Origin of the sequence: Kitasatospora sp. NPDC059817, assembly GCF_042731835.1 — a bacterium.
In the GTDB taxonomy this organism is placed as follows: domain Bacteria; phylum Actinomycetota; class Actinomycetes; order Streptomycetales; family Streptomycetaceae; genus Kitasatospora.
Genome location: NZ_JBHWIR010000141.1, coordinates 8,608 through 20,061, shown reverse-complemented (window position 1 = coordinate 20,061; position 11,454 = coordinate 8,608). Strand labels below are relative to the sequence as shown.

The following is an 11,454-nucleotide window of genomic DNA, read 5'->3' as shown; positions in this document are numbered from 1 at the left end:
CAGACAGCCCGCGGCCGGGTACGGCTACCCGAACGCGGGCGGCGCGGCCCCGGCCGTCCCGTCGGCGCCGGTGCCCGGCGTGCCGCAGGGCGCTGCCGTCCCGCCGGGGGTGCCGACGGTCGGCCCCGGCTACTTCGCCGCGCTCAGCTACCGGGGCCCGGACGGCTCCGAGCAGAAGCTGCTGCACCGCAGCGAGCCCGGCACCCCGCACCCGGAGTGGAAGATCCTCCAGGACCTGCGTCGGCTGAACGTGCCGCCGGAGCAGGTGCTGGAGCTCTACACCGAGCTGGAGTCGTGCGACCTGCCGGGCGGCTACTGCAACCGCATGATCGCCGCGTCCTGGCCGAACGTCCGGCTCACCCACACCGCCGCCTACGGCCGCGACCACGCGTCCCGGCAGGCCGGCATGGCCGAGCTGCTCGACCACCTGGACGAGCTGCACCAGCTGGCCTCCGGGGCCCAGCGGGTCCGCCCGTCCCGGGTGCCGCTGCCCGCGCCGGGGACGGTCCAGCCGCTGCCGCCGCTCCCGCCGCAGCAGCTCGCCCAGGAGCTCGGGGCGGCCTTCGGTCAGAACGTGTTCCGCTACGAGCAGCGCGCGGTCTCCCGCCAGGGCGTGCCCGAGCCGGTGTCGCAGTCCCTGGTGTGGGCGGGGCTGCCGCGCGACTTCGGCCCGTTCTTCTGGGCGCAGGCGCAGGAGGGCCGGCCGATCCCGACGCTCGCCGAGCTGGCCGCCGAGCGCGGTCTGCCCGCGGCCCCGGACTTCGGCGGCTACCTGGTGCTCGGCAACGACTACGGCCGCCAGCTCTGCGTCCAGTACGGCACCGCGAACGTGGTCGCCGTGGACGTCGACGGAACCGGCCAGCCTCCCCGGTTCGTCAACACAGGTGTACCGGAGTTCGTCCGCGCGATGGCCCTGCTGGGCCGGATGTGGCGGCTGCGGTACGGGCTGACCCCGGACCAGGCCGGTCGCTGGACGACCGACTTCCAGGCGCAGCTCGCCGCGATCGACCCGGCGGCCCTGCAGACCGCGGACACGTGGTGGGCCGTGCTGCTGGAGCAGTTCTGGGACGGCCTGCTGTAGCGGGTTGTCGAGGATCCTCGCAGGTGGGGAGGGGTCGTTCCGGTGTTTGGAACGACCCCTCCGGCATGCCGTCGTGGCTGTGCCTCGTTGGGGTTTCGCCCAGATCTGCGCAAAATAGGTCAAGAGGATGGGTCTATTCGTCCAGTCCTCGACGTATTCCGGTCCGCCAGGCGTCCGATTTCGGCCCCGGCCGCCGAACCGGTTCCGGATCCGTCCGTTCCGTCCGATCATGGGCTCCGCAGCCCGCGACATGAGGGGAAGAGCCCATGAGCGACGCCGTCCCCGAGTACGGCTTCACCTCTGCCCGGCGCGGTTACGCGCCCGAGCAGGTCGACCGAGCCCTCACCGCCCTCACCGCGCAGCGCGACGAGGCGTGGGAGCGGCTGAGCGTCCTCGGCTCCGGGCTCCGGCAGATGGAGGCCCGACTGGCCGACATCCGCCGGGCCGCCGAGGACGCTCCGGAGCCCGACTACGAGGTGCTCAGCGAGCAGGCCGCCGGATTGGCGGTGATGGCCCAGAACGAGGCGCGCGCCGTCCGGGAGAAGGCCGAGCGCTTCTCCGAGGACCTCCGGGACGAGGTCTACGAGGCCGGCCAGGCCCTCGGCCACGCCGCCAAGGAGTACGCCGCCACCACCCGCTCCGAGGCCGACCAGGCCGCCCGGCGCACCGACGAGCGCACCCGCGCCGAGGCCGAGGGCATCCGGGCCGAGGCCGACCGGGAGAGCCGCAGCGACCGGGACGCCGCCACCTCCTACGCCGCCAAGGTGCGGGTGGCCGCCGCCGAGGCCGGCGAGCAGGCCGAGGCCACGCTCGCCGAGCTGCGCCGCAAGGCCGACGAGACCTTCGCCCAGGCCCAGACCAAGGCCGACGCCGAGGACGCCCAGGTCTCCGCGACCGCCGAGCGCCGGGTCAAGGAGGCCGAGCAGCACCGGGAGACCGTGCTCGGCCGGATCAAGCAGCTGGAGACCGACGCCCAGGCCAAGGCCGACCAGCTGATCGAGCAGGCCCGCCGGGAGGCCGAGCGGATCAACGCGGCGAGCGAACGCGAGCAGGGCGAGTTCGACGGCCGTCTGGAGACCGTGCAGAAGCACCTGGACCACATCAAGGCCACGCTGGCCTCGCTCACCGGCGCGGCGGTCGGCGCCATCGAGCCGGAGCGGCTGGCGGCGGCGGTCGCCGGGCCGGCGGACGCCCGGCGGGTCGCGGACGCGGTCGCTGACGCGGGGCCGGTGGACGCGGCGCCGGTGGACTCGGAGGCGGACACCGGCGAGATCGAGGTGGCCGACCTGCGGAAGGCCGTCGCGCCGACCGCGCCGGCCGCGCCAGCCGCGCGGGAGAAGCCGGCGGCCGGGCTGCGGATGCCGGTCGTGGGCGGGGCCTCCGTCGCCGGGGCCGCGAGCGGTTCCAGCGCGCCCGCCGGGGCGGTGGCGACCGGTCCGGTCGTGCCGGCCGCGGCGCCGCCGAAGCCGGTCGGACCGCCCCGGTCGGGGGAGGCCGACGGCGACGGCGAAGGCGCCGAGAAGGAGCCGCAGGACGAGACCCGGATCATCCCGAAGATCGTCATCGTGGACGACGGTGCCGGCTACGCCACCCCGAACACGGTGAGCTACCGGCGTCGCTGACCGCCGCACCGGCGGCTCGCCCGCGATCAGCCGGGTGAGCTTCGCGTCCTGGGCCCTGACCGCTCCCGCTGGGGCGGTCAGGGCCTTCGCGTTGCGGTCGATCGGCCGGTGCCGGTAGCCGGCCGGGGCGGCGAATCGAAGAGGAGCGGTACGGCGTCGACCTGTCGCGCCGGTAGTCGCCGCACGCCTGGTGGCGGCGGGCACATTCACCATGGTGCGCGATCTCCATGGACAGGCAGTGACAGGAGTATGTCCAGTTCGTGGCAGATCGCGGAGCCGAATCTGACCAGGGGCCGGACGGTTCGTCCACCGGCCGGTCCGGTGTTCCGTCCAGTGGTTCGTCCGCGGTCCGGTCGCGGTCCGGTCACGGGCTCCGTCCGGGGCCGTTCGTCGCCCCGGACGGTGGTTCGTTCCCGCCCGGCCCCGCCGGGCCGTACGCCGCGTGTGCGTCCGTGCCGCGGCGTAGGCTGGATACCCCCGGCCGCTCGGCGTGCCGGGCCGTTCGCGTTGCCCCGGCAGGCCTCTGCCGCCCGGAGGCAGCACCAGCCACGGGACGAAGAAGAGACCCTGATGAGTCTGACCGGACTGCTCGATGTCGTCGCGCGGGACTCGGCGCTCGCCGAGGCCATCGAGGCGGCGACCGCCACCGGAGCCGCGGCCGGCGGCCGCCGCCACCTGGACCTGGTCGGACCGCCCGCCGCCCGGCCGTTCGCCATCGCCGCGCTCGCCCGCGCGCTGGCCGGCCAGGCCGCCGGCGAGCGGGGCCGTCCGGTGCTCGCCGTCACCGCGACCGGCCGGGAGGCCGAGGACCTCGCCGCCTCGCTGCGCTCGCTGCTGCCGCCGGACGCGGTCGCCGAGTACCCGGCCTGGGAGACCCTGCCGCACGAGCGGCTGTCGCCCCGCTCGGACACCGTCGGGCGCCGGCTGGCCGTGCTGCGCCGGATCGTGCACCCGCGGGCGGACGACCCGGCGGCCGGCCCGGTGCAGGTGGTCGTCGCGCCGGTCCGCTCGGTGCTCCAGCCGCAGGTCAAGGGGCTGGCCGAGCTGGAGCCGGTGGCCGTCCAGCGCGGCGAGTCGCACGACCTGGAGGAGGTCGCCCGGCGGCTCTCCGCCGCCGCCTACGCGCGCGTCGAACTGGTCGAGAAGCGCGGCGAGTTCGCCGTCCGCGGCGGCATCCTGGACGTCTTCCCGCCGACCGAGGAGCACCCGCTGCGGGTGGAGTTCTGGGGCGACGACGTCGAGGAGATCCGCTACTTCAAGGTCGCCGACCAGCGCTCGCTGGAGATCGCCCAGCACGGCCTGTGGGCGCCGCCCTGCCGTGAGCTGCTGCTCACCGACGAGGTGCGGGCGCGGGCCGCCGAGCTGGCCGCCGCGCACCCCGGGCTGGCCGAGATCCTGGACAAGATCGCCGAGGGCATCGCGGTCGAGGGCATGGAGTCGCTGGCGCCCGTCCTGGTGGACGACATGGAACTGCTGATGGACGTGCTGCCGCTCGGCTCGGTCGCCGTGGTCTGCGACCCCGAGCGGGTCCGCACCCGGGCCGCCGACCTGGTGGCGACCAGCCAGGAGTTCCTGCACGCCTCCTGGGTGGCGGCCGCGGCCGGCGGGGACCGGCCGATCGACCTGGAGACCATCGACGTCTCCGCCGCCTCGCTGCGCTCGCTCGCCGAGGTGCGCGAGCACGCCGCCGAGATCGGCCTGCCCTGGTGGTCGGTCAGCCCGTTCGCGACCAGCGAGTCCACCGTGGACGAGGTCCTTGCCCGCGGCGGAGCCGCTGACTGGCACGGCGACGCCAACACGCTCACCCTCGGCATGCACGCCGTCGAGGCCTACCGGGGCGACACCGCCCGGGCGATCGCCGACGCCAAGGAGCGGCTGGCCGCCGACTGGCGGGTCGTGATGGTGACGGAGGGCCACGGGCCCGCCTCCCGGCTCGCCGAGGTGCTCGGCAACGAGGGCATCCCGGCCCGGCTGGTCGCCGACCTCGCCGAGGCGCCCACCCGGGACGTCGTCTACGTCTCCTGCGGCTCGATCGAGCACGGCTTCGTCGACGAGGCCCTGAAACTCACGGTCATCACCGAGACCGACCTGTCCGGCCAGAAGTCCTCCACCAAGGACATGCGCCGGATGCCGTCCCGGCGCCGCAACGCGATCGACCCGCTGGCCCTGGCCGCCGGCGACTACGTCGTCCACGAGGCGCACGGCGTCGGCCGGTACGTCGAGATGGTGCAGCGCACCGTCCAGGGCGCCACCCGCGAGTACCTGGTGCTGGAGTACGCCCCGGCCAAGCGCGGCCACCCCGGCGACCGGCTGTTCGTGCCGACCGACCAGCTCGACCAGGTCACCAAGTACGTCGGCGGCGAGGCCCCGACGCTGCACCGGCTCGGCGGCGCGGACTGGGCGAAGACCAAGCAGCGGGCCAAGAAGGCGGTCAAGGAGATCGCCGCCGACCTGATCAAGCTGTACTCGGCCCGGATGGCCGCCCCCGGCCACACCTTCGGCCCGGACACCCCCTGGCAGCGCGAGCTGGAGGACGCCTTCCCGTACGCGGAGACGCCGGACCAGCTGACCACCATCGCCGAGGTCAAGTCCGACATGGAGAAGTCCGTCCCGATGGACCGGCTGATCTGCGGCGACGTCGGCTACGGCAAGACCGAGATCGCGGTGCGCGCCGCGTTCAAGGCGGTGCAGGACGGCAAGCAGGTGGCGGTGCTGGTGCCGACCACGCTGCTGGTGCAGCAGCACTTCTCCACCTTCGCCGAGCGGTACGCCAACTTCCCGGTGTCGGTGAAGGCGCTCTCCCGGTTCCAGAGTGACAGCGAGGCCAAGGCCGTGCTGGAGGGCCTGTTCGAGGGCTCGGTGGACGTCGTCATCGGTACCCACCGGCTGTTCTCCTCCGAGACCAGGTTCAAGGACCTCGGACTGGTCATCGTCGACGAGGAGCAGCGCTTCGGCGTCGAGCACAAGGAGCAGCTGAAGAAGCTGCGCGCCAACGTCGACGTGCTCACCATGTCCGCGACGCCGATCCCGCGCACCCTGGAGATGGCCGTCACCGGCATCCGCGAGATGTCCACCATCACCACCCCGCCGGAGGAGCGGCACCCGGTGCTGACCTTCGTCGGCCCCTACGACGAGAAGCAGATCTCGGCCGCGATCCGTCGCGAACTCCTGCGCGAGGGCCAGGTGTTCTACATCCACAACCGGGTGGAGTCGATCGACAAGGCGGCCGCCCGGCTCAAGGACCTCGTCCCCGAGGCGCGGATCGCCACCGCGCACGGGCAGATGGGGGAGAACCAGCTGGAGAAGGTCGTCGTCGACTTCTGGGAGAAGGAGTTCGACGTCCTGGTGTCGACCACGATCGTGGAGTCCGGCATCGACATCTCCAACGCCAACACCCTGATCGTCGAGCGCGGGGACACCTTCGGCCTCTCCCAGCTGCACCAGCTGCGCGGCCGGGTCGGCCGGGGCCGCGAGCGCGGCTACGCGTACATGCTGTACCCGCCGGAGAAGCCGCTCACCGAGACCGCGCACGAGCGCCTGGCCACCATCGCCCAGCACACCGAGATGGGCGCCGGCATGTACGTGGCGATGAAGGACCTGGAGATCCGCGGCGCCGGCAACCTGCTCGGCGGCGAGCAGTCCGGGCACATCGCGGGCGTCGGCTTCGACCTCTACATGCGGATGGTCGGCGAGGCGGTGGCCGAGTTCCGCGAGTCGCTGGCGAACGGCGGCGAGCCGGAGGAGGAGCCGCTGGAGGTGAAGATCGAGCTGCCGGTCGACGCGCACGTGCCGCACGACTACGCGCCCGGCGAGCGGCTGCGGCTGCAGGCGTACCGCTCGATCGCGGCGGTCAACTCGGAGGCGGACATCCAGCAGGTCCGGGACGAGCTCGTCGACCGCTACGGCAAGCTGCCCGAGCCGGTGGAGAACCTGCTGCTGGTCGCGGCGCTGCGGCTGTACGCCCGGCGGTGCGGCATCGCGGACATCACCCTCCAGGGGGCCAACGTCCGGTTCGGGCCGGTGGAGCTGCGGGAGTCCCAGCAGCTGCGGCTGAACCGGCTCTACCCGCGCAGCCAGGTCAAGGCGGCCGCCCAGCAGCTGCTGGTGCCGCGGCCGAGCACCGGGCGGATCGGCGGCAAGCCGCTGGTCGGGCGGGAGCTGCTGGGCTGGTGCAGCGAGTTCCTGTCGGCGATGTTCGACGACCTGGCGGGGTCGAAGAAGTAGCCCCCGCCCGCCCCACCGTCCGCCCCGTTCCCGCCTCGTCCCCGCCCCGGGCGGGCGGCGGGTAGGTTCGGGGTGTGACGACGAATGTTCCGGACGCGAAGCTGATCCTGCTGACGACCACCCACCGGGTGGCCCCCGGATTGCTGGCGTGGCCGGCGTGGGAGGCACTGCGGTCGGCAGAACGGGTGCTGGCGGCGGACGCGGGGCATCCGCAGGTGGCGGCGGTGCGGCAGGCCGGGGTGGAGGTCGAGGTCGTGGCGGCGGGGTCGGCGCCGGCACTGGCGCGGCTGCTGACCGGGCAGCCGGGCGGGGCCGGGCCGACGGTGTGGCTGGGCAGCCCGGACGGGGATCCGGGGCTGACGGACGCGCTGGCGCGGCTGGCGGTGGAGCACGCCGGTGAGGTGCCGGAGATCGAGGTGCTGCCGGGGTCGTACGACCTGCCGGGGGCGCGGCTGCTGGACCTGGTGTCGGTGATGGACCGGCTGCGCTCGCCGGGCGGTTGCCCGTGGGACGCCGAGCAGACGCACGAGAGCCTGGTGAAGTACCTGGTCGAGGAGGCGTACGAGCTGGTCGAGGCGATCGAGGAGGGGGACCGGGAGACGCTGCGCGAGGAGTTGGGCGACGTGCTGCTCCAGGTGTTCTTCCACTCCCGGATCGCCGAGGAGCACCCGGAGGAGGCGTTCTCGATCGACGACGTGGCCGGTGACATCGTCGAGAAGCTGATGTACCGGCACCCGCACGTGTTCGGGGACGTCGAGGCGGAGGGCGCCGCCGAGGTGGAGGCGAACTGGGAGCAGCTGAAGGCGGCCGAGAAGGCGGACCGGGAGTCGGTGCTGGACGGCGTGCCGGCCGGGCTGCCGTCGCTGGCGTACGCGGCGAAGCTGGTGTCTCGGGTGCGCCGGGCGGGCTTCGCGGGCGTGCCGGACGAGCCGTACGCGCTGCCGGCGGAGCTGACGGCGCAGTCGGCGGGCCGGCTGCTGCTGGCGGTGGCCCAGCGGGCGCACGACGCCGGGGTGGACGTGGACGCGGCGCTGCGCTCGGCCGCGCGCGGTTACCGGGACGCGGTGCGCGCGGCCGAGGGCCTCAAGCCGGTCGGCGAGTAGCGGGCCCGGGCGGGGCCTCAGGCGGCGGTGGCGGTGTTCTCGATCGGCCGCCGCTGCCGGGGGACGACTTCGCCGATGGCCTCGCCGACGAGGGCGAGGAGTTCGGCGAGGCGTTCGAGGTCGAGGCGGGCGGGCAGTTCGGCGAGGGAGACGATCCGCTCGCCGTCGGGGCCGGCGACGCAGAACAGGTCGATGGGGCCGAGGTGCTTCTCGGCGGTGTCGACGAGGGCGGCGATGTCGCTGGGGCGGCGGATGTCGCCGCCGACGCCGACGACGGGGCAGCCCGGCCGGTCGAGTTCGGTGGCGAGGTCCTCGGCGACGCCGGCCCGCTGGTCGGCGATCAGCACTCCGGCGGCTCCGGCGGCGGCGAACCGGCGGGCGAGCTCGGCTCCCGATCCGCCGTCGAGTACCGCGATGACGACGACTGACCCGCTGACCCGCATGGTCTGCTCCTCCCTGTGGGCGACACCGCACCGGCGCCCACGATTTCTGCGGAGGATCGTAGGCAGGTCCTGACCCTCCGCAACAGGGATTACCCCTCAGGTGACCAGGGTCACGCCCGCCGCCCGGCCAAGAGCTGTCCAAGAGCTGTCCACGGACCGTCCACGAGGCGTCCACGGAGCGTTGGCGGGCCGTCCGCCGGGTGTCGACGATCCGGCCCCGCCGGTCGGGGTCGCCGGAGGCGGTGCGGCCCCGACCCACCGGATACGGTCGACGCATGCCAGTGCAGCCCGACCCCGCCGCCCCGCAGCTCTTCACCTGGGAGTTCGCCACCGATCCGTACCCCGCATACGCCTGGTTGCGCGAGCACGCCCCGGTGCACCGCACGACGCTGCCGAGCGGGGTGGAGGCCTGGTTGGTGACCCGCTACGCGGACGCGCGGCAGGCGCTGGCGGACAGCAGGCTGTCGAAGAACCCGGCGCACCACAGCGAGCAGGCGCACCGCACCGGGCGGGTGGGAATTCCGGGGGAGCGCCAGGCGGACTTGATGACGCATCTGCTGAACATCGACCCGCCGGACCACACCCGGCTGCGCCGGCTGGTGTCGAAGGCGTTCACGCCGCGCCGGGTGGCGGAGTTCGAGCCGCGGGTGCAGCAGCTCACGGACCGGCTGATCGACGGCTTCGCGCAGCGCGGTTCGGCGGACCTGATCCACGAGTTCGCGTTCCCGCTCCCCATCTACGCGATCTGCGACCTGCTGGGCGTGCCGGCCGAGGACCAGGACGACTTCCGGGACTGGGCCGGGATGATGATCCGGCACGGCGGCGGCCAACGCGGCGGCGTGGGGCGGGCGGTGAAGCGGATGCGGGCGTACCTGCTGGAGCTGATCCACCGCAAGCGGGCGGATCCGGGCGAGGACCTGATCTCGGGCCTGATCCGGGCGAGCGACCACGGCGAGCACCTGAACGAGAACGAGGCCGCCGCGATGGCGTTCATCCTCCTGTTCGCGGGGTTCGAGACGACCGTCAACCTGATCGGCAACGGCACGTACGCGCTGCTGCGCAACCCGGAGCAGCGCAGGCTGCTGCAGGAGTCGGTGGTGCGCGGCGAGACGGCGCTGCTGGACACCGGGATCGAGGAACTCCTGCGCTACGACGGGCCGGTGGAGATGGCGACGTGGCGCTTCGCGACGCGGCCGCTGTCGATCGGCGGGGTGGACATCCCGGTGGGCGATCCGGTGCTGGTGGTGCTGGCCGCGGCGGATCGCGATCCGGCCAGGTTCGCGGACGAGAACACCCTGGACCTGGCCCGCACGGACAATCCGCACCTGGGTTTCGGCCACGGGATCCACTACTGCATCGGCGCTCCGCTGGCCCGCCTGGAGGGGCGGAGCGCACTGACCACGCTGCTTTCCCGGCTGCCGGACCTGCGGCTCGCGGAAAACCCGGAGAACCTGCGCTGGCGGGGCGGCCTGATCATGCGTGGCCTGCGGGAACTCCCGGTCGAATTCACTCCGGAGGCCCGCTCTCCGTACGCGCCGGTCACGCCGGCCGACGCTCCGACACGCTGACGGCACGTCTCCAGCTCGTCGTGGAGCCAGGTCTGAACCCGCATTAATCCGGACATACCGCCGCCGTTGGTAGGCGATTGACCACGCGCCGTAATTTGTGTGTGATATCGGTGATATGAGCTTGTTATTGGTCTGATGATCTGTCTACTCTCCCTGGAGTTCGCAGCTGCGGACCTCGTGCGCGGAACGCCGAATCCTGCCCGCCGCGTCACGGGAAACCGACCAGACCCTGGGCAGGGGCGGGGGAACCAGGTTTGTTGCCGTTCCCCAACGGCTTGGGGTGAAGCCGCCCGAGCGGAATCGTTTCCGCTTTCGGCGGCCGGGCCACCTCCCGGTCCGAACCCGACAGCTCACCTCGCAGGCGTGCGGAGAGGGACCTCGTCATGCTGTTCGTTGGAACTGGCCGCCACCGTCGTCGCACCCAGACCGAGAAGGCCATCGCCGTCGCCGGTGTGGCCGGCGTCGGACTCGCGATGCCGCTCCTCACCGCCACCGGCGCCTCCGCCGCCCCGGCCTCCACCTGGGACGCCGTCGCCCAGTGCGAGAGCGGCGGCAACTGGAGCATCAACACCGGCAACGGCTTCTCCGGCGGCCTGCAGTTCACGCCCAGCACCTGGAAGGCGTACGGCGGCACCTCCTACGCCCCGCAGGCCAACCAGGCCAGCAAGGCACAGCAGATCTCGGTCGCCGATAAGGTGCTGGCCTCGCAGGGCCCGGGCGCCTGGCCCGTCTGCTCCCAGAAGGCCGGTCTGAGCAAGGGCGGCGCCCCGGCCTCCGTGGACACCTCCACGGACGCCAAGCCCGCCAAGCAGCCCGCCGCCAAGCCGACCCAGCAGGCGCAGACCCCGAAGCCCGCCCAGCAGCCGGTCCAGCAGGCCGCCCCGAAGCCGGCCGCCCAGCAGCCCGTCCAGCAGGCCCCGCAGCAGACGCAGCCGCAGACCCAGGGCTTCTCCGGCAAGGCCGGCTGGGACGCCGACGCGAAGGTGTACTGGTACCAGAACAACGGCGCCTGGTACTGGACCAGCCACCAGAGCGTCTACCAGCAGTACGCGGGCCAGCCCGCCGCCCAGCCGCAGTACGCGCCCCGCGCCGCGCAGCCCGCACAGTCCGCCCCGGCCGCGCAGCCCGCCGCCGCGCAGGGCGGTCACGACTACACCGTCCGGGCCGGCGACACGCTGTCGACGATCGCCGCCGCCCAGGGCGTGTCCGGCGGCTGGCAGTCGGTGTACGACGGCAACCGCGGCACCGTCGGCGGCAACCCCAACCTGATCATGCCCGGCCAGGTGCTGCACCTCGGCTGAGCGGCCCGGGCCCTGAGCGGCCCGCGCCCTGCGGGGGGGGTGGGGGGGGGTGGGGCACCACACACACCGCCACCCGTCCACCAACCGACGGCACTGGGAGGGGGAGAGCGAG

At 73.5% G+C, this 11,454-nt stretch carries 7 protein-coding genes and 1 riboswitch; of the genes, 6 read left to right on the top strand and 1 reads right to left on the bottom strand.

The features are described 5' to 3' along the window. The 4 genes from ACFV61_RS25865 to ACFV61_RS25850 all read left to right on the top strand — a co-directional run. A partial coding sequence (locus ACFV61_RS25865; RefSeq protein WP_380494135.1) for an SUKH-4 family immunity protein occupies nt 1–1,081 on the top strand: 1,081 nt, incomplete at its 5' end. A 266-nt stretch (nt 1,082–1,347) separates the two neighbouring features. Next, nucleotides 1,348–2,703, top strand: a complete 1,356-nt coding sequence (locus tag ACFV61_RS25860; RefSeq protein ID WP_380494133.1) for a hypothetical protein — start codon at nt 1,348–1,350, stop codon at nt 2,701–2,703. Between the two features lie 570 nt (nt 2,704–3,273). Continuing rightward, complete coding sequence (gene mfd / locus ACFV61_RS25855) at nt 3,274–6,927, top strand: transcription-repair coupling factor (protein ID WP_380494132.1); 3,654 nt, start codon at nt 3,274–3,276, stop codon at nt 6,925–6,927. Nucleotides 6,928–7,001: 74 nt separating this feature from the next. Further along, the gene (locus ACFV61_RS25850) at nt 7,002–8,030 is read left to right on the top strand and encodes a MazG family protein (protein ID WP_380494130.1); all 1,029 of its coding nucleotides are present in this window, start codon (nt 7,002–7,004) and stop codon (nt 8,028–8,030) included. Between the two features lie 17 nt (nt 8,031–8,047). On the opposite strand, the gene ACFV61_RS25845 is transcribed toward ACFV61_RS25850, so the two are convergent. Next, entirely contained in the window at nt 8,048–8,473 is a 426-nt protein-coding gene (locus tag ACFV61_RS25845) for an SDR family NAD(P)-dependent oxidoreductase (RefSeq protein ID WP_063348037.1), read from the bottom strand. A gap of 275 nt (nt 8,474–8,748) precedes the next feature. On the opposite strand from ACFV61_RS25845, the gene ACFV61_RS25840 reads away from it, so the two are divergent. Next, nucleotides 8,749–10,041 (top strand): cytochrome P450, encoded by a 1,293-nt coding sequence (locus tag ACFV61_RS25840; protein WP_380494128.1) that lies wholly within the window; start codon nt 8,749–8,751, stop codon nt 10,039–10,041. 210 nt (nt 10,042–10,251) lie between these two features. Further along, a riboswitch (cyclic di-AMP (ydaO/yuaA leader) is annotated at nt 10,252–10,419 on the top strand. A 5-nt stretch (nt 10,420–10,424) separates the two neighbouring features. Then, a complete protein-coding gene (locus tag ACFV61_RS25835) occupies nt 10,425–11,342 on the top strand; it encodes a transglycosylase family protein (protein WP_380494126.1) in 918 nt (305 codons plus the stop codon). Nucleotides 11,343–11,454 lie beyond the last annotated feature (112 nt).